Raw genomic sequence first — 25,475 nt, 5'->3', positions numbered from 1 at the left:
AATGGTATGCGGAGGTCGCTCGGAGAAAACGCCGTGCGACCTCCAAGAATCGAGTTTAGTTGAACATCGTGTCGTCGAGATGCTCGGTCTGGAAGTAGTAGGAGGACCTCTCCTTCTGGGCGGATGTGACGTCCTTGGAGAGACCCTTGTTGTAGGAGCCGTACCTCTCGCGGATCTGCTCCTCCACGCTCCTGGACCTCCTGAGCGCCCTGCGGATGTGGTCGCCGGTGATCAGCGGGGACTCCTCCATGACGGCGATGTCCCCGGCGGCGCGGATGAGTCCGCCCAGCTCCCTGAGCCTGAGCGTCAGGGCGTTGTTCTGGTTGTCGGCCTTGGCCCTCGCCTTCCCCTCCTGGATTATGAGCTCCACGGCCTCGACCGTGGCGTGGGGGATGTGGCCGTCGAGGTTGACCTCCTGGGCCACGAACTGGGCGTACTTGGCGCGGTTGTGGGGGGTGTCGGGCATCGCGATGTCGACGAGCACCTCGTAGCCTCCTCCGATGATCCTGGACCTCAGCGGGGACAGGATGTTCTCCAGGTCCTGGATGTTGCACGCGGCGACCAGGATGAAGTCGCAGGGCACGTCGTCCACCTTGACGCTGGCGCCGGCGGACTGGGGGTTCCTCCCGACGATGGGGAAGACCTTGTCCTGCATGGCGGTGAGGATGTACCTCTGGAGGTCTCCGAGATGGGAGATCTCGTCTATGAACAGGACTCCCTCGTGGGCCTCGTGGATGGATCCGGCGACGATCCTCTCGTACGCGGGGGTACCGAGCTTCTCATGGCCGCCGTAGGGATCGTGCCTGACATCGCCCAGCAGCTCCGTCTCGGAGGCGCCGGTGGCTAGGACGAAGGGGTCCCTGCGGAGCTTGACCAGCACCTTCTCGTTGCTGGTCCTGGTGAGCTCGGACCTCTTGTCGATGGCCTTCTGGTCCAGCATGCGGATCATGTCGCCGGCCCTCTCGAAGATCACGACCTCCTCGACACCGTCGCGGGTGCGGGTGGTGTGGACCTTCTCCTTGCCTGCGGTCGCCTCGGGGAGCGCGACCTCCAGCATCCCTCCCAGGAGGTCCTGGAAAGGGTTGCTGCGCTTGACGCCGTCGAGCTTGCTCTGGTTGCAGTGGGGGCATGTGAGGTCGGTGGGCTGCGAGTACTTGCCGCATGACTTGCACCTGTATCCCAGATGCTCTGCGACGTTGGCGGGAGCCTCCTCGGGCTTCAGGAGCACGCCGACGGACTCGGCGCGGATGTTCTCCTCCCTCTCGACCTCCTCGGCATCGAGGACCTCGAGGAAGGGCCTCTCAGGGTTCTCGGGGTTCTTGATGACCCTGATCTCCTGCTTCGGCTGGGGGAGGTTCATGGAGAGCGCCCTGGCGATCATCGACTTGCCGGTCCCGGGGGGACCGACGAGCAGGAGATGCCTGCGCTGCCTGGCTGCGATCTTGGCGAGCTCGATGGCCTCCTCCTGCCCCAGGACGCGGTCCAGGGGGTCGGAGGGGATCAGGATCTCGTCGGTGGACGACATCGACGCGAAGTCGTCCCAGGTCTCAACGGGTCTCTTCTCCGTCATGTGAATCTCTTGGTTCAGTAGAGGTCTTCCTTGGTCCAGATCGTGATGTCGGCGGGCATCTTGGTGATGTTGCCCTTCCTCGTGCCGACGATGGTCGTGATGCCCTTGTCGGCGGAGACGTCGAGGATCCTCTGGGAGATGACGCCGTCGAACACGATGGCGACGACGTTCTCGGAGTCCTCCTTCAGGGAGTTGACGAGGCTCTTGACGGCGACCTCGCGGATCAGGTTGTTGCCCTCACCGAGGACCTTGGCGTTGTGCGTGGTGGACAGGTCGAGGAGCATGTCGCGGAACTCCTGCTGCTCGGGGGTGAGGACCTTGTCGCTGGACCTCTTCCCGCGGAGGGACCTGGTCTTGGTCTCCCTCTTGGGCTTCTCCTCCTTGGACTTCTTGGGCTTCTCCTCGGACTCCTCGGCAGGGGCCTCGATCTCCTCGGCGGGAGTCTCGACGGGCTCCTCGCGGACCATCAGGTGGGTCTCGCCCTTGACGGCGAGGGACCTCTCGGCAGCCGGCATCTCGATGACGTCGGCGGGCTCGGCCTGCTTCTCCTCGGGCTCCTCGGCGGGCGTCTCGACGGGCTTCTTCCTGTACTTGTCGATGGCCTCGCTGTTGAAGCGCTCCTTCTTGGGCTCCCTCTCGCGCCTCTCCTCGCGCTCCTTCCTGCGCTCCCTGTGCTCCTCGTCGCGCTCCTTCCTGCGCTCGCGGCGCTCGTGCTTCTCCTCGCGGTCCTCTTCCTCCTCGATCTCCTCGAGGCTCCTCTGCTCGGTGACCAGACCGTTCATCTCCATGTACTGGTCGCCGGGGACCTTGTTCCTGAGGCATTTGATGATCTGCTTGGCGGTGAGCTCCTCCACCTCGTGGGCGCGGGGCGCGCGGGCGACGAAGTCGACCTCGGCGACCTGGAAGAGCTCCCTGAGGATGAGCTCCCCTCCCCTGTCACCGTCGACGAATGCCGTGGCGACCCTCTCGCGGGAGAGCTCCTGGACGGTCTTGGGGATGTTCGTGCCCTCGACGGCGATGGCGTTCTTGATGCCGGCTTTGAGGAGGTTGAGGACATCGGACCTGCCCTCGACGATGATGATGGCCTCGGAGTCCTTGACGTTGGGTCCGGCGGGACACCTGTCCTTTCCGTAGGTGGTGATCTCCTCGACCTGGACGCTCTGCCTGACGCTGTCGGTGAGGTCGAAGCTGGATCCCTTGGACTGCCTGATGAGCTCGTTGAGAAGTTCCTTGGCACGCTCGACGACCTTCTCCCTCTTGGTCACGCGGACGTCCTCGATCCCCAGGACGTGGATGGAGGCCTTGCAGGGTCCGACACGGTCGACGGTCTCCAGCGCGGAGGCGAGGATGACGGTCTCCACCTGGTCCAGGCTGGAGGACATGTAGATGATACCCTCGGATTTCCCGCCTTTGGATGTGACCTCGACCTCGATCCTGCCGATCCTGCCGGATTTCTGCAGGTCCCTGAGATCGAGTTCGTCGCCGAGCAGACCCTCGGTCTGACCGAAGATGGCGCCGACCACATCGGGCTTCTCGACGATTCCGTCGGCGTTGATCTTCGCTTTAACCATGTACTTCGTTGTGTTTGGATCTATATTCATGAGCACCCTCCTGGGTGATGAGGAGGGAAAAGCACCTTTGCTCCTGCTGTTTCCTTTGTGTACGTCCGGGACCTCCGCGGTCCGAGTACGCATTGAGTTAACCAAACCGGATGCACGTCATTTGCCAGGTCGGAGCCCCGTTGCCCGCGTGTTCCGGTGTTCGCCGCATTCAAGGCGAGTGATGATTGTGATGATGTGACAGGAGGGATACAGTGCACTCCCTCGCGCAACCGTATGTATATGTTATTTATAAAGATGATTGAAAAATGGTTTGTTTAAGCGGTTTTGAATCGGTTAACGCCGTGACCCCGTCAGGCCTCCGTCATCCGCACGAGGCTCACACCCGGCATCGAGGAGCAGATGTCGACCGTCTCCCTGTCGCAGGTGAAGAGCAGGATCTGCATCTCCGAGGACATCTCCGACAGCGCCCTGCATGCGCCCGCCTTCCTCTCAGAGTCGAACGGGAGGAGCACGTCGTCCAGCACCACGGGGACCTCGCCACCGCCCATCTCCTTCGCCACGGCGAGCTTCACGGAGAGGAGGACCTGGGCCCTGAGCCCGGAACTCCAGGCGCCGATCGGCTTGACCTCGTCGCCTGAGCGCACTGACAGCTCCTTCAGGCGGGGGTCGGTGTCTATCCTGTACCTGCCGTCGGTCATCATGGACAGGTACCTGTCCGCGGTGGAGATCACTCCGGGCTGGACCTTCGAGTATATCTCGTCGCATGCTGCGTCGGCGATGGCGGATGCCAGCAGGCCGACGGCACCGTCATCGAGGACGCGGTGCATCTCGGACTCCAGCTGGGCCCTGCGGTCCATCATCCTCTCCAGCTCCCTGGTGTCGAGAATCGCCTTCATCCTCTCCTCCAGCGCTCCGATCTCCTGACGGGCCTCGCCGATCTCGCCGGTGACGGTGTCGCCCTCGTACGGGACGGGGCACTCGGGGACGTCGGGGTCCAGTCCGGCCTTGGTTATCGCGTCCCGGAGGACGGCGATCTCGCGGTCGATGGCGGCGGCGCGGGCGGTCTTCTCCTGACTGACCCTGAACCCCTCCTCGCCAGCGTACCTCTGCGTGAAGGACAGGAGCCTGTTGCCGGCGGCCCCCTGGTCCATCCTCGCCCTCATGATCTCGTTGTCGGTCTTGCCGAGGGCGACCGCCGCGTCCCTGGCCCTGAGGAGGAACGAGACGTCGTCCTCGACGCCGAACGAATCCACACCCAGATCGTCCATGATCGACATCACGTCGTCCTCGAACGACGACATGCGGCTCCTGACGCCCTCCGCCTCTGCTGATTTCCCGGGTTCCCTGACCGTCTGCATGGGCTGCTCCACAGTCGCGGGCCTCCTCATCCCCAGGGCGATGATGACCGCACCGACGACTGTCAGGGCCAGGGCCATCGGCTCGACCGCCAGCGCGGCAATGACTCCCAGGACGGCCAGCACTGCACCGACGGCGACTAGGCCGAGTCCCCCGGAGCCCCTGCCCTGCTTCGGCCGGGGCTGCGGTTCGACGACGATGCGCCTGTCGGCGTCCTGGAGTTCGCGCAGCCTCTTCGAGTCGTCCCTGTAGACCTGCAGCCTGCCGGGCAGACCCTCGATGGCCTTGGCGTGAGCGGAGACCCTGCGCCTGTCCGCGCCCATGAGGTCGGCCTCCTCGCGCCCCCTCCTCTCTGTAAGTGACTGGAGGGCGGACTGCGTCTGGACGGACTCCGACTTCAGCCTCTCGAACTCTGCGCGGTCCGCATCGGTGACGGGGACGAACCCTCCCAGGGCCTCCCTCTGTGACTTCAGGGACTCCAGCCTCTCGTAGTTCCCCCTGTTGGACTCGTACACGTCGTGGATCCTCTTCGCCTCCACGGACCTCTTCGACTCGGATTCCAGACCATTCAGCCTGGAGATCAGCTCCCTCCTCCGTGCGTCCAGCTCCCCGTACTGGTCGGCCACCGACCTGGCCTGGGCTATCTCGCGGTCCAGATCGGACATCTCGGACTCGAGGGATATGGCCCTGCTGCGGGAGTTTGACCTCCTGCCGAGGCTGGCCTCCCACCTCTCCGTCGCCGCGTCCCTGGCGGCGGGCATCGACTCCCCGCCGGGGACGGTCAGGAAACTGGTCCTGATACCTCCCTCGGTGAGGACCTTCTCGTCGTCCAGGTCCCTGGATGTCATGGCGAACACGCTCCTGAACAGCTGCGGGTCGTCGGTCCCCGTAGGGAGTGCGGGCCTCTCGCCCTCCACGGACTTCTGTACCAGTCTGACCGTCCTCGTCTCCCCGTCCTGCTCGTAGGTCAGCGTCCCGGAGTCCGTCTTCTCCCTCTCCGGGTACTGGTTCCTCTTGCTCGACGGGACGAGGACGGTGCGTATGAACTCCATGGTCGTGGTCTTCCCGCTCTCGTTGGGGCCGTGAAAGACGGTCATCCCGTCGGAGACCGCATAGCTCCTGTCGCGCAGGGAGCCGAAGGAGCGGATCCCGATGCCGCGTATCCTCATCTGGACCCCTCCAGCCTGGCGACCAGGAACCCTGTCGCCTCCTCGGCCAGCTCCGCCAGACTCTCGTCCGACAGGGACTCGAAGTAGTCGCGGTGCCTGGCGGCGATCGTGTTGGCCATTATCACCGAGAGGATGGCCTCGCGGCCTGACGCTGCGAGCCCCCTCCCTGCCGCTATGGCCTTGGCCGTCATGTCGGAACCGCCCGCACGAGCATCCATGTCTATGTCCGGGGTGGTCTCGGCCACCAGGTCGCAGACCGTGCAGCCCAGGACCTTCGACAGGTACTCCGCGTTCTCCGATGAGTGGAGCCTCAGCATCGCGTCGAGGTCTCCGGACCCTCTGAACGTCACGCGGACTATGTCTCCCTCGCGGACCGTGCCACGGAGCTCCGCTATGACCCCTTCCATGGTCTTCCCGGTGATGTCCACCTCGAGGTCGCGCCACACGATCCCCTGCGTCGGGACGAAGCGGAGCTCGGACACCCGGCCGTCGTCGACGGTGACCAGATAGCATCCCTTCTCGCCCGATTCCGAGATCTTCCTGCCCTGGATGTTGCCGGGATACACCACATAGGGGTCCTCCGAGAGCACCGCCCGCTTGTGGATGTGACCGATGGCCCAGTAGTCGACCCCCCTCCCGAGCATGTCGCTCAGCCTGCACGGGGAGTAGTCGTACTGCGCCCCCACAGTGTCCACGTCGCAGTGCATGCACGCGACCGTGAACCTGTCGGGGGAGCCCCTGACCATGGACGGGAGGTTCCTCTCCTCGTGCCAGTCGGCGAAGCTGGCTCCCACGATCTCCACTCCGTCGAGCCCCTCGAGCTCGATGTACTCCGGCTCGGTCCCGAACTCGTGGACGTTGTCGGGGTACGGTATGCTGGACTCCCACGAGGTGTGCGGATCGTGGTTGCCGCGGGCGATGAAGCAGGGGATGCCCAGGCGTCCCAGCTCCGATGCGAACCTGTGCCTCGTTGCAGGGGTAATCGTGGACTCGTCGAAGGCGTCCCCGGCTATCACCATGAAGTCCGCCTTCTCCGACCTGGCCAGGTCGACGATGCGGCCGAAGGACTCGAAGACGGACTCCGTCATCCTCTCGCCCATGGCCGGGTCGCGGACGGAAACCCCCTTGAACCTGCTCCCCAGGTGGAGGTCCGCGCAATGGACAAATCTGAAGTGTGCACCCATGGCCCTTCCAGCGCCGTGGCCATATTTTAATGGAATCGAGGGGTCTCCGAATAAGGTCCCGCCTCGGAAGGACAGCCAGACGTCCTCCGCTTCCTCCGAATAACCGCCCGGAACCGTGGGTCCCCGGGCATCATGTCCGTCCGGGTTCCTCGCCACCATTAAAATCTGGATAGACCATCCATCTCACCGGAGAGCCACATGGACTGCATCAAGAAGAAGGTGAACGAGGAGCTGAAGGCCGGATGGATCGGGCCGAACCTCAAATGCGACTACCATCCCAGCCACTTCTCGGGACAGGACTGCACGTTCTGCTACTGCCCGTTCTACCCATGCGAGGACACCGACCTGGGGGATTTCATCGTCGGAAGGCACGGTCAGAAGATCTGGAACTGCTCCGACTGCCTTTTCATCCACCGCACGCCCGTGGTCAAGTTCGTGCTCTCCGAGATCGAGCGTCTTGGCATCACCGAGGCGGGGGACCCGCGTTTCGCTGACATACTGGTTTCCGCGAAGGAGAGGTTCTTCCGTACCGGCAGGGCGCTGATGGTCGTGGGCGCGACCTCCGATGCCGGCAAGTCCGTCACCGTGGCGGCGCTTTGCAGGATCCTCCACAGGAGAGGGCTTCTGGTGGCCCCCTTCAAGAGCCAGAATATGAGCCTGAACTCCAAGGTCACCCGCTCTGGTTCCGAGATTGCGATGATCCAGACTCTCCAGGCGACCGCGGCGGGGCTCAAGAACCCGGACGCGCACATGAACCCGATCCTCCTGAAACCAAAGGGCGACACGGTGTCCCAGGTCATGGTCCTCGGCCAGCCGTACGGCGACTACAACGTGACCGACTACTACGGCGAGTTCGTGCCAGGGCCAGGAAGGGAGATCGTCCGTGAGAACATCGAGTTCCTGAAGAAGAGGTACGACGTGGTGCTGATGGAGGGTGCTGGATCCCCCGCGGAGATCAACATCTATGACAGGGACATAGTCAACATGGGCGCCGCGGTGATCGCGGACGCTGACGTCATCCTCGTCGTCAACGTGGAGTGGGGCGGGTCCTTCGCCTACGCCCTGGGCACCATAGAGCTCATCCCCGAAGAGGACAGGAAGCGCATCAAGGGCGTCATATTCAACAACCTGCGCGGAAAGCCGGACGGGTTCAAGACCGCCATCCCCGAGTTCGAGAGGATCTCCGGCGTCCCCGTGATAGGGGTCGTGCCGCATGCCGACGTCACCCTGCCCTCCGAGGACTCGGAGGCGCTGAGGGGCGTCCGCGGGAAGGGCGAGGGCAAGTGCGTGGTCGGCGTCGTCAGGTTCCCGAGGATCGCCAACTTCACAGACCTGGACCCGCTGTTCCTGGAGGACGTGTCCGTCAGGTTCGTCGAGAAGGCAGCCGACCTGGACGGCGTCGACGCCGTGGTCCTCCCGGGCACCAAGAACACGATCAACGACCTGAAGTGGATGGACGAGAGGGGGATATCCGACAGGATAAGGTCGCTCCGCGGCAGGGTCCCCATAGTCGGCATCTGCGGAGGGTATCAGATGATGGGTGCCGTCCTGGACGACTCCCAGGGCATCGAGGGCGGCGTCCCCGGCACCGTCATGGAGGGACTCGGGCTCTTCGGGAACAGGACCGAGTTCGGGGAGTACTCCAAGCGCATAGTCAATAACACCGCTGAGATGCTGGTCGGCGACGGAGGGGAGGTGACCGGGTACGAGCTCCACATGGGGACCACGGAGGTCACGGAGAGGCCCCTCTTCGAGATCACCAACAAGTTCACCAAGGACAGGCAGCTGGAGGGATCCGTCCGCGAGGACGAGATGCTTTTCGGCACCTACTTCCACGGCGTCTTCGACAGGATGCCGTTCAGGAGGTACTTCCTCTCCTTCGTCTCCCACGACGGGGAGAGGGTGGACACCTCGGACACCAGGGACTACGACGACATAGTCGAGGAGAACATCGACAGACTGGCGGACGTCTTCGAGGAGAACATCGACATGGACGCGCTCATGCGCATCCTGGGGGTGACGGAATGAAGGGGATACTCGTCCTCGGCACCTCCTCCGGAGCCGGGAAGACCACGTTCTGCGCCATGCTGTGCAGGCATTTCGCGAGAAAGGGCATGGATCCCGTCCCCTTCAAGGGCCTGAACCTCTCACTGAACTCGTACGCCACGAGGGACGGCGGGGAGATCGGCATCGGCCAGGCGTTCCAGGCCTGGTCTGCCGGCCTCGAGCCCGAGACGGACATGAACCCCGTGCTCCTGAAGCCCTCCGGCAACGGCGTGATCCAGATGGTCCTCAACGGCAGGCCGTCCATGGACATATCGGAGTCCCGCCCCATGGACCGCGGTGCCGCCATGTCCGAGGCCGTGGCCGCCATGGGGAGGCTCTCGGACAGGCACGGCGTCCTCGTCTGCGAGGGCTCCGGCTCCCCTGTGGAGCTGAACATGATGGACCGCGACATAGCCAACGTCGGCCTGATGCGCGAGACGGGGATCAACGCCGTGCTCGTGGGCGACATCGAGAGGGGCGGCGTGTTCGCCGCGATATACGGCACCTGGAGGCTCCTGCCGGACGACGTCAGGGGACAGGTCAGGGGGTTCGTCATCAACAGGTTCAGAGGAGACGCCTCGATCCTGGCGGACGGGATAGCCCGCATAGAGGGGATGACGGGCATGAGATGCCTGGGTGTGCTCCCCTACATGGACCTGAGGTTCCCCGAGGAGGACTCGCTCTCCGACTCGCAGGGGAGGCTGAGCGGCACCGACGCCCGCAGCGCCTTCATGGCCAACATCGACGAGTTCACAGACACGGCGGAATCGTCGGGCTTCGACTTCGAAGCCCTGGAGTCCATGATGGGGTCCTGATCATCCGCCTGAGGCGACCCTCATCGCACGGACCTCCGCGTCCTCGGGCGGGACGGTGTCCATGGGGACGGGCCTGCCCCCGATCAGGAAGATGAATGCGTCCGGATGCTCGCCCGCCGCCGAGACCGCCTCCTGTATGGTCGAGCCCGCGGGGAGGTCGACGACGCGTTCTGAGAATACCACCTTCGCCATGGATGCGCGATGGTCCGCATCCTATAAATCGCTCGGGTGCTCGGACGATGATGGAGCTGTCATCCAGCCATGCCGCTCCAGCTGGCATCGGCGAGGACCGCGAAGATTACTTAATTCAATACAACCTACGGCAGGCATTCAACTTTGACAGTCCTCATCGGCCCCCAGTGGCCACCTCACGGACCCTCGGTCCACAAACGACTTAAGGGGAGAGAAGAGAATGAACAGCGACTACAAGAGATACATCGAGAAGAAGGCCGAGATCTGCATGTCGGCCGACAGCTTCTCCGCCGACCTCTACGAGAAATACGACGTGAAGAAAGGACTGCGCGACTCCAAGGGCAACGGGGTCGTCGTCGGACTCACCACCGTCTCCGAGGTCAACGGCACGAACAAGGTCGACGGCGTCAAAGTGCCCTGCGAGGGCAGGCTCAAGTACCGCGGTTACGACATCCGCGACCTCGCCAAGGGATTCCTCAACAAGCGCTTCGGCTTCGAGGAGTGCACCTACCTGCTGCTGTTCGGGTCCCTCCCCGACGAGCGCCAGCTGGAGGAGTTCAAGTACTACCTGGCCGAGCAGAGGAGGCTTCCCATCACCTTCGTCAGGGACGTCGTCATGGTCGCCGCCGGGAAGGACATCATGAACTCCATCACGAGGTGCATCCTCGCGCTCTCGTCCTACGACAAGAAGGCGCTGAACAACAGCCTGGACAACGTCATCAGCCAGTGCATCTTCCTCATCAGCGTCTTCCCCATGCTCACGGTGTACAGCTACCACGCGTACAACCACTACATCAACGACGAGAGCATGTACATCCACAGGCCGGACCCCAGGCTCTCCACGGCGGAGAACATCCTCCGCATGCTGAGGCCCGACAAGTCCTACACCTACCTCGAGGCCACAGTCCTCGACCTCGCCCTGGTCCTCCACATGGAGCACGGAGGCGGGAACAACTCCACCTTCACCACCAGGGTCACCACCTCCGCCGGATCGGACACCTACGCGGTGATCGCGGCGGCCATGTCCTCCCTCAAGGGCCCTAAGCACGGGGGCGCCAACCTGAAGGTCATGGAGATGATCGAGGACATCAAGAAGCACGTCAAGCACCCCGAGAGCGAGAAGGACCTGAAGAAGTACCTCAACGAGATCCTTGACAAGAAGGCCTTCGACCACCAGGGACTGATCTACGGCATGGGGCACGCGGTCTACACCATATCCGACCCCAGGGCGGAGGTGTTCAAGTCGTTCGTGGAGAAGCTCGCCGCCGAGAAGGGCCGCCAGGACGACTACCAGCTCTACGCGGCCATCGAGAGGCTCGCCCCGGAGCTCATCCTCGCCAAGAGGCCCAACGCCACCAGCGTCTGCGCCAACGTGGACTTCTACAGCGGTTTCGTGTACGACATGCTGGACATCCCGAAGGAGCTCTACACCGCGCTGTTCGCCACCGCCAGGATCGTCGGCTGGAGCGCCCACCGCATCGAGGAGCTGGTCACGTCCAACAAGATCCTCCGTCCTGCCTACATCAGCATGTGCGAGCCTAAGGAGTACGTGCCGCTGGAGGAACGCGGGGACAAGAACGATAAACCTGAAACCCCTTCCCAGTGACATGTTCGGAAAAGTCTCCAAGGAGAAGGTCGTGGACAACGTCCGCTCCGCCGTGCAGGGGCTGAACCTCAAGTACGAAGAGCGCGACGACGGGAGCATCGTCCTGGGGGCCATGGGCGACGACAACCCCATAGGTATGGTGATCGTCACTGACGACGAGCACAAGACGCTGAACATCTACTGCTACCTGATGTTCGACATACCCGAGGATGCGAGGAACAAGCTCGTCCCCGAACTCAACACCCTGAACAACACCATCAACAACGGCGGGTTCTACATGGCCGACGGCGAGCCGAAGATCTACTTCAAGATCGTCCAGAGCTACTTCGACCGCGTCCCCTCCACGAACATGGTGGAGCATCTGCTCACGGTGGCGTTCAAGACCGTCGACATCAACGACGGCAAGCTCAAGGACCTCATCCCCGCGAACTCGGTGATCAAGGACCCTATGTTCTCATGAGCGCCCGATCATGCGCTCCACGGGCCTGCGGGCCCGCTCAACCACTTCCGCCGGCAGCTCGACGGCGTTCACCATGTTCTCCAGCACGTCCGCGACAGTCTCCAGCGTGGCCATCTTCATCGCGCCGCACACGGCGGACTCCGGGAAGTAGAACGACTTCCCGGGACAGTTGACCTCGAGCCTGTGGCGCATCCCGACCTCCGTGAGCACCACGAAATCCCTCCTGTGGGAGGACTTGCAGTGGTTCAGCATCTTCTCCGTTGATCCGATGACGTCAGCCATCTCCAGGACCTCGGTCCTGCACTCCGGATGGGCGAGGACCTCGGCGTCCGGATGGGCCGCTTTGAGCTCCGCCACCTGCTGCACGGATATGGACTGGTGGATCGGGCAGAAGCCGCTCCAGACGACGATCTCCTTGTTGGGGCAGCTCCTGGCGGCGTAGGTCCCCAGGTTCCTGTCCGGTACGAAGATGGCGCCCTCGGACTCCAGGGACGACACGATGCCCACCGCGTTGGAGGATGTGCAGCACACGTCCATCTCCGCCTTGCAGGCGGCCGTGGAGTTGACGTAGCCGACGACCTCCATCCCGGGATGGTCCCTCCTGGCGGCGACGATCTGCTCCGGACTGCACATCTGGGCCATGGCGCAGACGGCGGCCGGATCGGGCAGGAGGACGGTCTTCTCGGGGTTGAGGATCTTGGCCGTCTCGGCCATGAATGTCACTCCGCAGAACACTATCACGTCGGCGTCGGTCTCGGTGGCCTTCCTGGAGAGCCCCAGGGAGTCCCCGACGAAGTCTGCCATGTCCTGCACCTCAGGCAGGCAGTAGTTGTGAGCCAGAATAACGGCGTTCCTTTCCTTCTTGAGCCTGACGATCCTCTCGCCGACGGATTCCATGCCAGTGCATAGAACGGCCGTATTTAAGTGGACTAGGAAGTGGCACCGCTTCTTTTTTAGACTGCCCGCGGATGGCGGTCCCATGGAAGGAAGAGACGAGATGGCGGCCGGCAGGTTCGCCTGCACGGAACGCGAGAGGGCGCTGTTCGAGGCGGGAATCAAGATGGGCACCATCTACCACCAGTTCGTGGGCACCCCAGTGAACCTCCGCACCGTGGAGTCGCTCGAGGAGGGCATGAGCTCGGCCATATCCGTCCAGCCCTACGTGGAGTCGGCCACCGTCCGCGTCGACCGCTCCGTGTTCACCGAGGGCGGCGACATGTACTCCTACGTGTCCCTCACCGGCGACATGATCGACGCCGTGGTCACCATCCGCATAGGGGACTCCAGGGTCACGGCCGAGATGCGCTACGACAGGGAGCTGGGCTATCCCCTGATGTACGTATCCGACATCTGCTAAAATCGTCTGGCCGTTCCGAACGGCCCTTAACTGTTCGACGAATGCCGTATGAAATCGACATTTTCGGACACCAAACGACGAAAGAAAAAACGGGGAGACGGGGAATCCTGCCGACTGTTTATATATTCTCAGTTACATCTCCGTTAGGCCAGTCTTTCAACTGGCGGGCGTGTACATGATAGCTGATATCAAGATCGGAATCACCGGCCTTCCCGGATCCGGGAAGACCTATGCCCTGCTCAGGGTAATCGAGATGCTGAAGGAGGAGGAGCTTTCCATCGGAGGCATGATCGACGAGCCTGTGGGCGACGGGAGGCACAAGACTGGCTTCACCGTCAGGGACCTCGCAACCGGTGAGACCGCCGTCTTTGCCAGCACCGAGATCGAGAGCAAGGTGATGGTAGGGAAGATCGGCGTGGACCTCAGCAAGCTGGAGGAGGTCGGCGTCAAGGCGATACGCGATGCATGCCAGAACTGCGACATCATCATCATCGACGAGGTGGGCAAGATGGAGGTTGAGAGCCAGCTCTTCATAGACGCCGTCAAGGAGGCACTCGACGCCGACAAACCCATGATCATCACCCTCCACAAGAAATCCAGGAACCCGCTTCTCCAGGACATCAGGAGGAGGGACGACGTGAGGATACTCGAGGTAACGCCCACCAACAGGAACATCCTCCCGTACAAGATCGTCCGTCTGATGAACGGGGAGAGCGTGTGACCCCCGAGGGGACGGTCATCAGGGAGGGGAGCACCGACATTCTGGTCCCCCTCGAGCACTCCGTCCACGGCCCAGGCAAGAAGGTCGGGTCCGTGTTCTTCAACGAGCAGATGGCGTTCAACAGGGACGTCAGCGTGATGCTCCTCAGGTCGCTGGAACGCGAGTCCGTCAGCGTCGCCGACGCCATGTGCGCCACCGGGTCGAGGTCCGTGAGGATCGCCAACGAGGTCCCGGGGTCCGAGGTGACCGCCAACGACATCAGCCCCTCGGCCATGCCCTACATCCAGGCCAACATAGACCTCAACGGCCTCTCCAACTGCAGGGCCAACTGCTCCAACCTCCACATACTCTTCACCGAGGAGTCCTTCGACTACGTCGACCTGGACCCGTTCGGATCCCCCATGCCCTTCCTCCAGTCCGCCATCCGCGGCACCGGGAAGAGAGGGATCATGGCGATCACCGCCACCGACACCGCGCCGCTGGCCGGCGCCCACGCCCCCAAGTGCAGGCGCAGGTACCAGTGCGAGCCCATCCGCGGGTTCATGTGCCACGAGGGAGGCCTCAGGATCCTGATGTGCAACATCGCCAGGGAGCTGGCCAAGTTCGACCGCGGCATGAAGCCCCTGCTGTCGTTCTACGCGGACCACTACTTCAGGACCTACGTCCAGATAACGGAGGGGGCCAAGGCCGCCGACGACTCCCTCGCCCAGCTCGGCTACATGCAGTACAACATGGAGACCATGGAGCGCTCGACCTCGCAGTTCCCAGACAGGGAGCACAGGCTCGGCCCGTTCTGGCTCGGCCCGCTGCACGACGCGTACACCATATCCAGGATGTCCCCCGAGGGAATGGCCGACGAGCGCAGGTGCGCCAAGTACCTGAACCTCTGGAGGAACGAGCTGGACGACCAGGTCTTCGTCTACGACATGAGCGAGCTGTCGTCCCATGTGAAGATGTCTCCGCCGAGGATCGACGACTTCGTGGACTTCCTGAACGGACACGGGAGGGCATCCAAGTCGCACGTGTCCCCCACGTCGTTCAAGACGGACATCCCCCTTGACGAGCTCCTGGAGCTCTACAGGCAGTTCAGTCCGGATTCCCAGTGAACGCCGACGGTCACGTCATGATTGTTCGGATTCGGCTTACGATTCAGAATCGTAAGAAAAAATCTTACAATAATCTCAATGCCGGATGATATTCTCCGAATCGGCATCCGCAGACGGACTCGTCGAGATGACCGAATACGGCAGAGCCTCCGCCTGGAGCTCGTCACACTGGACGACATAGCCGCCTGGGCCTCCGGCCAGACCCCCCAGCAACCTTATAAGGAAGCATAATGTAGCGACGGACAAGGTGCCATAAATGCCCAGTCTAGCAATCATCGGAGCCCAGTGGGGGGACGAAGGCAAAGGAAAGATCACAGACTACCTCGACGAGGAGGCCGACCTCATAGTCCGCTTCCAGGGAGGGAACAACGCCGGCCACACCATCATCGTGGACGGCAAGACGTTCAAGCTCCACGGACTCCCCTCGGGCGTCGTGAGACCGGGCAAGCTCGCCGTCATCGGCAACGGCGTCGTGGTCAACCTCGAGGAGCTAGGGGAGGAGATCAGGCAGGTCCTGGACAACGGCGGGAGCGTCGACGGGCTCAGGATCTCCGACAGGGCCCACCTCATCATGAACTACCACAAGAAGCTGGACGGCGCCGAGGAGAAGTACCGCGGCAAGAACGTCGTCGGCACCACCAAGAAGGGGATCGGACCCGCGTACCAGGACAAGATCGCGAGGATCGGGTTCAGGGCCGGTGACCTGCTGGAGGACGACCTCCTTGACGACAAGATCTCGTTCATCCTCCCGTACAAGAAGGACATGCTCGACATGATGGACGCGGAGCCCTGCTCCTGCACCGTCGAGTCCCTGCACGAGAAGATGGCCGGCTGGAGGGACATGGTCGGGAAGTACATCTGCGACACCTCCGTCCTCATCAACGACTCCCTGGACCAGGGCAAGAACGTGATATTCGAGGGCGCCCAGGGCGCGATGCTCGACATCGACCACGGGACGTACCCCTACGTGACATCCTCCGCCACATGCGGAGGCGGCATATGCACCGGATCGGGCGTCGCACCCAACAGGATCGACGGCGTGCTCGGAGTCATCAAGGCGTACACCACCCGCGTCGGCGAGGGCCCGTTCGTCACGGAGCTCTCCGGCGAGGAGGAACTGGCGCTGCAGCACAAGGGCGGCGAGTTCGGAGTCACGACGGGAAGGGGCCGCAGGTGCGGATGGCTCGACCTGGTCGTGTGCGAGCACGCCTCCAGGATGTGCGGGTTCACATCCCTGGGCATCACGAAGATCGACGTCCTGAACGACACCCCCGACCTCCCAGTGTGCGTGGCGTACGAGATCGACGGGGAGGAGGTCAAGCACTTCCCCGCATCCATCGCCAAACTCAACAGGGCCAAGCCCGTCTACGAGCACTTCAAGGGCTGGAAGGGCTGGGACGACACAGACGCCGTCGTCAAGGGAGGATACGACAACCTCCCCGGCGAGATGCGCGAGTACATCGAGTTCATCGAGAAGTACCTCAAGGTCCCCGCGGACATCATCAGCGTCGGACCCGACAGGGACGAGACCATCGACCGCCGCGGCGACTGGTGGAACTGATCCAATCGAGGGGGAATCCCCCTCTTTTCCTTCACATCACACCGTTAAAGGTGCTTTATTTTCACCGTTGGATACAATCCCTATATATTGTTGGATGCATCGTTCGCGATACGAGGAATACCATGTCTGATTGCAAAACTACCGTCAAAGCCGGAGTGTGCGGAAAGACCACGACGATCTACGCCACGCCTTCGGAGGACATGATGACCGTCAACATCAGAATCGAGAGCGACTGCCCCATGGTCGCCAAGAACCCCGAGATGTCCATTGTCGCCTACGAGGAGGTCGGCGCGCCCTTCAACGAGTCCAAGGTCTACGCCTGGGCGACCGAGAACATCCGCCACACCGCCTGCCCGGTGCCCTGCGCCATCGTCAAGTCCCTGGAGGCCGCCGGCGACCTCGGACTAAAGAGGAACGTCACCATCGAGCTCGAGTGATCGCACTGCCGGGGCGGCCTTTGGCCGCCCTCGGCATCTAATATGTGCTGGATTCCCTCTGCACTATCCATCCGCGAATATCGGATTGTTCTTCCTCAAACATCTCCTCTTTTCATTCATTTCCATGTCTTATGTGTCTAATTCTTGACATTATTGTAAAATAATTTGAAATATCGTTGAATATAAACTCAATCGGAATTTGGAGGGCAATATTACCCTACTATTTTGTTTAAATATGCATTAACTGATTAGTTAATCATGAATTCGAAGAACATAGCAATAATCGTTGTTGTTGCGGCGATTATAGTTGCTGTGGCCGGATTCACATGGTACATTACGAACCAAGATGATGATGATGATGGTTACAGGCATATAGACGTCGGAGACAACTTCCTCTATCTAACAACTGTTCAGGATTCCACCAACGAAGAAGCCAGCAGCATGTACTACTACAGCGAGTACGTGTTCATGTCCGAAGGTGACGACCTCACCATGATAACGGCTATATCAGGCGAAGAATTCTACGAACCCAGCTACTACTACAGTTACATCATCTCCCTTGACGTGGCCCGCACAGATACCCTGGAATTCATGGGTGAGGATGTGGAGTGCAACGTATACGAATATACAGTCGGAGACGACATGTGGATCTATTGGCTCGATCTGCGTACCGGGGCCTTCATCAAGATTCTGAGCACATCGGCAGGATATACCTATTCTTTCGATCTCATCGAATCCAGCCTCTACGGTGGAACGATCGAAGTGAACGTCAACCAACAGGATTCTGAGGTCGAAGTCGGGGACATAATATCGTACCTTGTCAGAGAATACTCCAATGGCGATCTTGTTGGCACCGACATGTTAACCCGTGCAGTCACAGCCGTTACAGAGGATGAGATCACCTACAACATACTGGGAACCGATGAATCAATTACAGACCCCAAGTCCTACTTCCTCAACACCAACGGTTTCAGGGGGCTTGAACCCGTGGGATCTGCATATGTGAAGAACACAGAGTATGGAAACATCATGTGTGATGCCTATCTGGAAGAGAACGATGATGGTAGCTACACCTACACCTTCGTCGGCAAGGACGACGGTGTCGTCTACCTTCGCCAGGAGTACAACAGTACGAACCTCATGGAATACAGTCTGGCATACTCCAGCCTTGTCATAGGGTCAGGTGTCTTCGACCTGGTACCTGTGGATGAGCCCTTCGGATACACTGTCACCAGCGTGATGTACACGATCGAGAACGGGGTTCCTGTCGGAGCCTTCGAGAGCGACCAGGAAGTCTACATAGAATACCCCGACGGCAGCCTTGTCACTACGATATACACGAATATGGAATATGAGGGGGACTACATCGGAACGCCCGGATTCGTCACAGGACCCTCTCAGGGCGATCCTGCCGAGGGAAAGACGATAAACACCCCCTGGGGGGCACTCGAGTGCGAGGCGGTAACGTACATCAATGAGCTGAACTACCGCGTCACCGAATACGTCTACGACGGTTTCGTCATTGCGATCCTGATTGATCAAGGGACATCCAGCACCTACCAGGTCTACACCTATTACGGATACGAGTGGGGGCGCGATGACCCGTTCACCGAGAGTGAAATGAGAACCGAGATCAATGCCGGAGACTGGTGCACATACATAGACAGAACGTACGGGTACTATGAGAGTTACGTACAAGTTACTCATGTGTACGAGGATGGCACAATCACCGTACTTGAGAACGACGAAGAGAGTTCCTGGACGGTCGAAGGACTGCTAAAGGGTCCGGGATACGAGAACGGAGAATTCGCCTACAGAATCTCCGGAGACTTCCTCTATGGAACCAGATACTGCGATGTCTACATTAGCACCGCCGAAGACGGAACAATCTACTCCAGCTACATAGGGATGGAAGACGGCATCCTCTACGCCTTGGGCGTCGAGAGAAGCGATGTCAAGAGCATGTATGAGCTGTACTGGGCTAGTTATATCCTTTGATCACAGGCGGGCCGACGGCCCGCCTAAAACTACTTACATCTATACGGATCGGGCGATTACCGAAGACCCTTAGAATTATATCCAATAATTGTGGTTCAGTGCCGATTGCTTATGAAGACTAAGATCAAGGCATCCAGAAGGTCGATGGGAATGAACTACGCTATCCGTGAGGTCACGGTTCCCGCCGCCGCTGCCGCCAAAGCAGGTAAGAAGCTCCTTGATCTCAACATCGGGGACCCCAACAAGTGGGACTTCGAGACCCCCGAGTACTTCAAGGCGACGCTCAGGGCGGCCGTCGACGAGACCGACAACGGCTACGGGGACTCGCAGGGAAACCTGGACCTCCGCGAGGCCATCGTCCAGAGGGAGTACGAGAAGCACGGCGCACGCATCACGTCATCCGACGTCTACGTCACCGCGGGCGTGAGCGAGTGCATCAACATCATGATGGGAACTCTCATCGAGCCCGGTGACGAGATCCTTGTGCCCGGTCCCGGATACCCGTCGTACGCCCAGTACATCAACTTCTACGAGGGCAGGACCGTCTCCTACAGGCAGATCGAGGAGGAGGACTGGAGGCTGGACACAGACATGATCCGCAAGAGGATCACCAACAGGACCAAGGCCCTCATCATGATCAACCCCAACAACCCCACCGGGGCCATCTACGACGAGAAGACCGTGAGGGAGGTGGGCGACATCGCCGCGGAATACGACATCCCCCTGATATCCGACGAGATCTACGACAAGATCATCATGGAGGGTGATTACTTCTCCGCCTCCGAGCTTCCGGACGACATCCCGAGGGTCATATTCAACGGGTTCTCAAAGGTCAACCTGATGCCGGGCTGGAGGATGGGCTACTGCTACTTCATGGACAAGTACGGCCTCATGGACGAGGTCCGCGAGGGCATGATGAAGCAGTTCAGGGCGAGGATCTGCGCCAACGTCCCCTGCCAGGCAGCGGCCAAGGCCTCCCTCCAGGGTCCCCAGGACTACATCGTGGACCTGAACAACAAGCTGAAGGAGAGGGCGGGGTTCACCTACAAGAGGCTGAACGAGATCGACCGCATCAGCACCCGCAAGGCGAAGGGGGCGTTCTACATGTTCCCCAAGATCGACCTTCAGGGCACCAAGTGGAAGACCGACAAGGACTTCGTGCTCGACCTCATCGCCCAGGAGGGGGTTGTCGTCGTGCACGGTTCGGGATTCGACCCAGAGTTCGGAAGCGGACACTTCAGGACGATCACGCTGCCGCCCATGGAAGTGCTTGAAGAGGCCTACGACAAGATAGAGCGCTTCATCAAGCACAACACCGCTTGAGGATACATCCAACCGCCGTCCCCTGCGGGGGACGGCTATTCATCTCCCGGGTTCTGCATTTTCCTTCCGTTCTGCACTAAATAATGAAGAATCGGATTAATCCGCACACTCGATGAAACCTAGAGTATGCTCGAACCCCAACATGGCCGACCTCTTTAAACATTTGAAAATTTTAATATATAGTTGGTTCCAACAATACATCCAACTTCAATGATTTCATACATAATTCATAATAGTTAACATTTAATTATTAAGAACAGTATCACAATAACAAACAGCTGTAATCCGACAGTTTTCAGTTATATTACCTATATGAATCCATCTGTTTTTGTCATACGGGACGGATTTGTTCCTCAAAGTGATAACAATGACCGTCTGTTATTGAGTTTATTTTATGGTTATTACTATTAATATCTGAGCAATATCCCTAAATACCCTATATCCATTGTTGGATGCATAGTCCAGATGGGTGAACCGCATGGATTCTTCTGAGAGCAGAGAGAAGGTATGCGGCCGTTGCGGCCATATTTGGATCAGCCACACCGACAACCCGGTCAGGTGCCCCAACTGCGGGACCTACCATTGGCAGGGCAAGCCCACCACCAACACCTGCGTGGCGTGCGGACACACATGGTTCTCCCGCTCGGCGCAGGTCCCTCTGAGATGCCCCAACTGCAAGACCCGCGCTTGGATGGACTCCTCCACCAGGGGGCAGGGCGGGACCTCCGAGGTGGCCGAGAACGCCACCACGTACATGATCGAGGAGCGCTACGTTTCCGGCCAGGGCTGCGTCAGGATCTCCATCGAGACCGGCATCCCCATGTCCACCGTCATAAAGATCCTGAAGAACGGAATCTGCGACGGCAAGACGCCGAAGATGTGATGTGGAATAAGGTAAAATGAGGGCCGGAGCCCTCGTTGAGATCAGTAGTCCAGCCTCTGGAGCATCTTGACCACGGCGTCGACGACCTCGCGGCCCTTCTCGATCCTGTCCATGGCCTGGAGCTCGGTCATGCCGGGTCCGGTGATCCCGAATCCGACGGGCTTGTTGTACTCCAGCCCGAGGTCCATGATCTTCCTCGAGCTCTGGGCGACAACCACCTCGTCGTGCTTGGTCTCGCCGGTGATGACGGCGCCGAGGGTGATGACGGCGTCGATGTCGTCGGACTCCAGCATCTTCTTCACGGCCATGGGGATCTCGAAGACCCCGGGGACGAGGATCGTCTTGACGATCTTCACTCCGAGGAACTCCGCCTCCGCCTTGGCCCTCTCGATCATGAGCGAGGTCACCTCGAAGTTGAACTCGGCGGCGACCATTCCAATCTTGTACTCCTTCATTTCCTCACCTTCTCTGGAGGACCGGCCCCTTGTCCGCGAATCCCTGCCTGAGGCCCATACCGGCCCTCTTGGTCAGGCTCTCCGGACGGAAGAGCAGGTCGTAGACGTTCACCGCGTGCTCCCTGGCGCGGCTGTCGGCCAGGAACGCCAGCTCGGCGTCGTCCTTGGCCTCGTCCTCGTGGACGAAGACCTCGATAATGTGTTTGTTCGTCATCAGCTGCGCCATCATCAGGCCCGTCGAGGCCTCATGGGCGCACATCTTGTCCTTCTCCATGGGTCCGGGCATGCCGAGGGCCATGACTATGTCGCAGCCCTGCTCCTCTATGAGCTTCTTGCATGCCACGGGCAGGTCCTTGAAGCCCGGGACGGTGTACCTGACGATGGTGAACCCGGTCCCGGTTCTCTGGAGCTGGTCGATGGCCGAGCGCCCCATGTCGAACCTGGCGAAGGTCGTGTCTGCTATCCCTATCTTCTTCACGGGGCTCCCCCCATGCTGCGGATCCTCGATATGATCCTGCGTGTCGCGTTCAGGTCCTCGGCGCACTCCGTCGCCCTCACGACCCTGATGTCCCCGAGGCCCTCCTCTGCGAGACGGGCCTGCAGCTCCTGCGCGTCGAACTTCTGGTCGTAGCCGAGGACTATGACGTCCGGCCTCACGTAGCGCACGGTGTCGAAGATGTCCCCGTGCCCTCCGACGATCGCCCTGTCCACCGGCTTCAGCGCGCCCACTATCCTGGCCCTCATGGCCTCGGGGGTTATGGGCTCGTGCTTGCTCCTACGGACGGTGTCGTCGTTGGCGACGACCACCACGAGCTCGTCCCCGTATGAGCGTGCCTGCTCCAGATAGGAGATGTGGCCGGGGTGGATGATGTCGAAGACGCCGGAGGCCATGACCCTGGTCATTCAGAGGTCCTCCCCGCGCTCGGACCTGAAGGCCTCCCACCTGTCCAGGATCTCCGTCCCGGTGATGAAGCTCAGGCCCCTCTCCGCGGCGTACTCCTCGACCCTCTCGCGCGGCATCGCCCCGCCGTCGTCGCCCATCATCTCGCAGATGGTGGCCGAGGGCTTCACGCCTGCCATGTACATCATGGCGGTGCAGAGCTCGGTGTGGCCCCTCCTGTCCACCAGGATCCTGTCCGTGGTGTTGAGGAGGTGTACGTGCCCCGGCGCCCTGAACCTCTCGCCCATCTGCCTGCGGATCTCCTCCACGGGTGCGTCCTGGAAGATGGTCTCGGCGTACTGGGTGATGGTCAGCGCGCGGTCGTCGTCGGTGATGCCGGTGTACGTGTCGCGGTGGTTGATCGTGATGCCGAAGGAGGACTTCGTCCTGTCGTACGGGATGTCCGTGGGGGCCATGGCCTTCAGGAGTGGGTACCTCTCCACGTCGTCCCAGAAGACGTCCGACATGAATGGGAGTCCGATCTCCTCGGCGAGCCTCCCGGGCGTGGTCGTGCAGACGAGACCGCCCGCATCGTGCCTCATCGTCCTGAGCGTGGACGCGGTCACGAACTGGGATGCGACCGTCATGTCGGTCTCCCGCTCCCTGTCGTCGAAGTCGTAGACGAGGACGGGCCTGCCGGCCCTGATGTCATCAAGCGCCCTTTCGAATCCGCTCATGTTCTCGCCGGTGAATCGCCGTGCATAAGATAAGGCGGAGCGAACTACCAGGAAAAAAGTAGATGACGGCCGCGGTTGTAACATGACGCCGCCGTACCCCGGGTCACGTCGGGGACATGGCAGGCAGATTAGAAAGCTTTCGCCCCGATCGGACGCTGTCGGCAGAGGACGATGGGTCCCGTTTATATACCTGCAGACAGGACGGGCACCCATGGATGCCAAGACGGTAGCCGGGAAGAGTCTGTTCTTCATCCTCATATGCCTATTCGTGGCGGTCTTCGCCCAGGTGTTCGGTCAGGAGAACTCCCTGACGGGCGTGGTAGTGGTGGTGCTGGCCCTGATGATGCTGGGCCAGGACCTCTCCGTGCGCCCCATGCTGAACCTGGGCGGGCTGGTCGCCTTCACCCTGCTCATGGGGCTAGGAGCCTACGCCTCTGTGAGCTGCGGGAACGCCTTCGTGGGGGCCGCGATCAACTTCACGGTCGTCTTCGCCCTGAGCTACCTCACGACACAGGATCTCAGGTCGCCGATGCACTTCCCGTTCCTGCTGGGGTACGCGTTCATGCTCTCCGTCCCCGTCTCGGCGGAGGACCTGCCGGTGAGGGTGCTCGCCCTCGTTGTCGGCTCGGTGTTCATAGTCGCGCTCAACGTCCTGATAAACAGGAACAGGCACGCCAGGACCTGCCACGAGGGCATAGCTTCGCTCTGCTCCGAGGTCTCGTCCTGCTGCGAGACCGTCCTGAGCGGGGGATCCCCCTCCGCCGAGTCGGTCGACGCCCTCTGCCTCAGGCTCAGGAGCTCCATGTACGACAGGCTCAGGAGGAGCTTCTTCTCCACGCCCGGGGACCGCAAGGTCCTGGACCTGGCGTCCTCGCTGCACATGGCAGGGAGGGCGGTCTGCGAGAGGGAGCGCGACCCGGAGGTGCTGAGGTCCCTGATGTCCTTCATGGGGACCGTCGCCTCCCACGAGAGAGGGGAGTGCGACGTCTCCGCCGTCCGCGAGACGGCCGACCGCTTCCTCTCCGACCATCCCGGAGCCGACGGGGTTCTGACCGCCTCCGTGCTGTCCCTCAGGGACGGCCTGTCGTCGCTCGCCTCGGATCAGTCCCCGGACTCGGCGACGGACCTCCGCGGGAGGATGAGGGCCATGGCGTTCGAGAGCTTCCACACCGACTCCGCGAGGTTCACCTTCGCCGTGCGCATGTCCGTGGTGTTCACCCTGTTCGCCTTCGTGTGGCAGTACTGGGACCTGGAGAACGCCAAGTGGCTGCTGTTCACCACTGTCGCCCTGGTCCTGCCCTATGTAGACAACGCCTGGCGCAAGTCCGCCATGAGGCTCACCGGGACACTCGTGGGGGTGGCCGCCTTCGCGGTGGTACTGGCGCTCGTAGGCGGGGACGCCGGACTGCTGTCCGCGGCGCTGCTGGTCGCCAACTACGTCTACACCGTGCTGGACCCGAAGAGGTACGACGTGATGATGGTCTTCATCACGTTCTCCGCGCTGATAGCCGCGTCCATGGCCTCGCCCGCAGGGGACGCCGTGGCGGAGAGGATCCTGTTCATCCTGCTGGGAGTTGTCGCCGCGACCCTCGCCAACTACCTTGTGCTGCCCTACCGCATAAGGAACGAGGACGTCTCCATGGGCGGGAGGTACCTGGCGCTGTCCGACAGGATGATGTCCCTCGTGGCGGACTCGCTGAGCGGCCGCAGGGACCCCGACGGGGAGACCGTCACTTCCCTCACAGCAACCGGGCTCTCCGCGAAGCTCCACATGAACGTGGAGGCCGACCCGGACGCCGACGCCGGGCTGTTCCTCGCACACCAGGACAGCGTCCTGTCGCAGTGCTCCTACCTCTGCGGGGAGTCGGGCAGGCTGTCGGACGCCGGCCGCAGGAACGCCCTGTCGATGCTGGGAGAAGGAGACGCGCCGGACCCGTCGGAGCTGACCGACGGGGACAGGACGTACGCCTCCGTGCTGTCCGCCACGGCGGAGACACTGGAGTCCTCCAGGCTGCTGCTGGCCCGCATGGTGGAGGCCCGCTCCTCAGCGTGACTAT

23 protein-coding genes are annotated in these 25,475 nt (G+C 61.3%); 13 read left to right on the top strand and 10 right to left on the bottom strand.

The annotated features are described in order from the left end of the window. Nucleotides 1-55: 55 nt before the first annotated feature. From JS82_04225 to JS82_04210, 4 genes are all read right to left on the bottom strand, one after another. Entirely contained in the window at nucleotides 56-1,570 is a 1,515-nt protein-coding gene (locus tag JS82_04225; GenBank protein QHK17353.1) for an AAA family ATPase, read from the bottom strand. Between the two features lie 14 nt (nucleotides 1,571-1,584). Next, entirely contained in the window at nucleotides 1,585-3,171 is a 1,587-nt protein-coding gene (locus JS82_04220) for a DNA primase (GenBank protein ID QHK17352.1), read from the bottom strand. 311 nt (nucleotides 3,172-3,482) lie between these two features. Next, nucleotides 3,483-5,657, bottom strand: coding sequence for an AAA family ATPase (locus JS82_04215; protein QHK17351.1), 2,175 nt, complete (start codon nucleotides 5,655-5,657; stop codon nucleotides 3,483-3,485). Beyond that, nucleotides 5,654-6,841, bottom strand: coding sequence for a DNA repair exonuclease (locus JS82_04210; protein QHK17350.1), 1,188 nt, complete (start codon nucleotides 6,839-6,841; stop codon nucleotides 5,654-5,656). Before JS82_04210 ends, JS82_04215 begins: the two co-directional genes overlap by 4 nt. Nucleotides 6,842-7,039: 198 nt before the next feature. Here JS82_04210 and JS82_04205 point away from each other — a divergent pair, with 198 nt between their 5' ends. Together JS82_04205 and JS82_04200 are read left to right on the top strand one after the other, a co-directional pair. Then, complete coding sequence (locus JS82_04205) at nucleotides 7,040-8,869, top strand: cobyric acid synthase (GenBank protein QHK17349.1); 1,830 nt, start codon at nucleotides 7,040-7,042, stop codon at nucleotides 8,867-8,869. Next, nucleotides 8,866-9,702 carry a cobyric acid synthase gene (locus tag JS82_04200; GenBank protein QHK17348.1) on the top strand — a complete coding sequence of 279 codons (837 nt, stop codon included), beginning with the start codon at nucleotides 8,866-8,868 and terminating at the stop codon, nucleotides 9,700-9,702. Before JS82_04205 ends, JS82_04200 begins: the two co-directional genes overlap by 4 nt. Here JS82_04200 and JS82_04195 read toward each other — a convergent pair whose 3' ends face one another. Beyond that, nucleotides 9,703-9,894 carry a hypothetical protein gene (locus JS82_04195; GenBank protein ID QHK17347.1) on the bottom strand — a complete coding sequence of 64 codons (192 nt, stop codon included), beginning with the start codon at nucleotides 9,892-9,894 and terminating at the stop codon, nucleotides 9,703-9,705. Between the two features lie 220 nt (nucleotides 9,895-10,114). Here JS82_04195 and JS82_04190 point away from each other — a divergent pair, with 220 nt between their 5' ends. Together JS82_04190 and JS82_04185 are read left to right on the top strand one after the other, a co-directional pair. Beyond that, nucleotides 10,115-11,500 (top strand): citrate synthase, encoded by a 1,386-nt coding sequence (locus JS82_04190; GenBank protein ID QHK17346.1) that lies wholly within the window; start codon nucleotides 10,115-10,117, stop codon nucleotides 11,498-11,500. Nucleotide 11,501: 1 nt separating this feature from the next. Next, on the top strand, nucleotides 11,502-11,960 hold the full coding sequence (locus JS82_04185) for a hypothetical protein (protein ID QHK17345.1): 459 nt from the start codon (nucleotides 11,502-11,504) through the stop codon (nucleotides 11,958-11,960). On the opposite strand, the gene nadA is transcribed toward JS82_04185, so the two are convergent. After that, nucleotides 11,955-12,857, bottom strand: coding sequence for a quinolinate synthase NadA (gene nadA, locus JS82_04180; protein ID QHK17344.1), 903 nt, complete (start codon nucleotides 12,855-12,857; stop codon nucleotides 11,955-11,957). The two genes, JS82_04185 and nadA, sit on opposite strands and share 6 nt — an antisense overlap. An 82-nt stretch (nucleotides 12,858-12,939) precedes the next feature. On the opposite strand from nadA, the gene JS82_04175 reads away from it, so the two are divergent. From JS82_04175 to JS82_04140, 8 genes are all read left to right on the top strand, one after another. Then, a complete protein-coding gene (locus tag JS82_04175) occupies nucleotides 12,940-13,317 on the top strand; it encodes a hypothetical protein (GenBank protein QHK17343.1) in 378 nt (125 codons plus the stop codon). Between the two features lie 175 nt (nucleotides 13,318-13,492). Next, a complete protein-coding gene (locus JS82_04170) occupies nucleotides 13,493-14,038 on the top strand; it encodes an NTPase (GenBank protein ID QHK17342.1) in 546 nt (181 codons plus the stop codon). Then, nucleotides 14,035-15,144 (top strand): methyltransferase, encoded by a 1,110-nt coding sequence (locus JS82_04165; protein ID QHK17341.1) that lies wholly within the window; start codon nucleotides 14,035-14,037, stop codon nucleotides 15,142-15,144. Before JS82_04170 ends, JS82_04165 begins: the two co-directional genes overlap by 4 nt. Before the next feature lie 256 nt (nucleotides 15,145-15,400). Next, the gene (locus tag JS82_04160; GenBank protein QHK17340.1) at nucleotides 15,401-16,705 is read left to right on the top strand and encodes an adenylosuccinate synthase; all 1,305 of its coding nucleotides are present in this window, start codon (nucleotides 15,401-15,403) and stop codon (nucleotides 16,703-16,705) included. A gap of 122 nt (nucleotides 16,706-16,827) precedes the next feature. Next, the gene (locus tag JS82_04155) at nucleotides 16,828-17,142 is read left to right on the top strand and encodes a hypothetical protein (GenBank protein ID QHK17339.1); all 315 of its coding nucleotides are present in this window, start codon (nucleotides 16,828-16,830) and stop codon (nucleotides 17,140-17,142) included. A 258-nt stretch (nucleotides 17,143-17,400) separates the two neighbouring features. Beyond that, nucleotides 17,401-19,140 (top strand): hypothetical protein, encoded by a 1,740-nt coding sequence (locus JS82_04150; protein QHK17338.1) that lies wholly within the window; start codon nucleotides 17,401-17,403, stop codon nucleotides 19,138-19,140. 111 nt (nucleotides 19,141-19,251) lie between these two features. Further along, nucleotides 19,252-20,463: an aminotransferase class I/II-fold pyridoxal phosphate-dependent enzyme gene (locus JS82_04145; protein ID QHK18399.1), complete on the top strand. Its 1,212-nt coding sequence runs from the start codon at nucleotides 19,252-19,254 to the stop codon at nucleotides 20,461-20,463. A 478-nt stretch (nucleotides 20,464-20,941) separates the two neighbouring features. After that, nucleotides 20,942-21,346 carry a hypothetical protein gene (locus JS82_04140; GenBank protein ID QHK17337.1) on the top strand — a complete coding sequence of 135 codons (405 nt, stop codon included), beginning with the start codon at nucleotides 20,942-20,944 and terminating at the stop codon, nucleotides 21,344-21,346. A 41-nt stretch (nucleotides 21,347-21,387) separates the two neighbouring features. Here the strand turns inward: JS82_04140 and JS82_04135 are convergent, their stop codons facing one another. From JS82_04135 to ribB, 4 genes are read right to left on the bottom strand one after another with little or no spacing between them, the layout of a single operon-like run. Then, a complete protein-coding gene (locus JS82_04135; GenBank protein ID QHK17336.1) occupies nucleotides 21,388-21,801 on the bottom strand; it encodes a 6,7-dimethyl-8-ribityllumazine synthase in 414 nt (137 codons plus the stop codon). Nucleotides 21,802-21,805: 4 nt separating this feature from the next. Next, nucleotides 21,806-22,279, bottom strand: a complete 474-nt coding sequence (locus JS82_04130; GenBank protein QHK17335.1) for a riboflavin synthase — start codon at nucleotides 22,277-22,279, stop codon at nucleotides 21,806-21,808. After that, entirely contained in the window at nucleotides 22,276-22,704 is a 429-nt protein-coding gene (locus JS82_04125; GenBank protein QHK17334.1) for an adenylyltransferase/cytidyltransferase family protein, read from the bottom strand. Before JS82_04125 ends, JS82_04130 begins: the two co-directional genes overlap by 4 nt. Next, nucleotides 22,705-23,418, bottom strand: coding sequence for a 3,4-dihydroxy-2-butanone-4-phosphate synthase (ribB, locus tag JS82_04120; GenBank protein ID QHK17333.1), 714 nt, complete (start codon nucleotides 23,416-23,418; stop codon nucleotides 22,705-22,707). It lies immediately after the preceding gene. Nucleotides 23,419-23,629: 211 nt separating this feature from the next. Here ribB and JS82_04115 point away from each other — a divergent pair, with 211 nt between their 5' ends. After that, nucleotides 23,630-25,471: a hypothetical protein gene (locus tag JS82_04115; protein ID QHK17332.1), complete on the top strand. Its 1,842-nt coding sequence runs from the start codon at nucleotides 23,630-23,632 to the stop codon at nucleotides 25,469-25,471. Nucleotides 25,472-25,475 lie beyond the last annotated feature (4 nt).

This window comes from Methanomassiliicoccaceae archaeon DOK (assembly GCA_009911715.1).
Lineage (GTDB): Archaea > Thermoplasmatota > Thermoplasmata > Methanomassiliicoccales > Methanomethylophilaceae > Methanoprimaticola.
The sequence above is the reverse complement of the archived record's forward strand: the minus strand, read 5'-3'. Positions and strand labels throughout refer to the sequence as shown.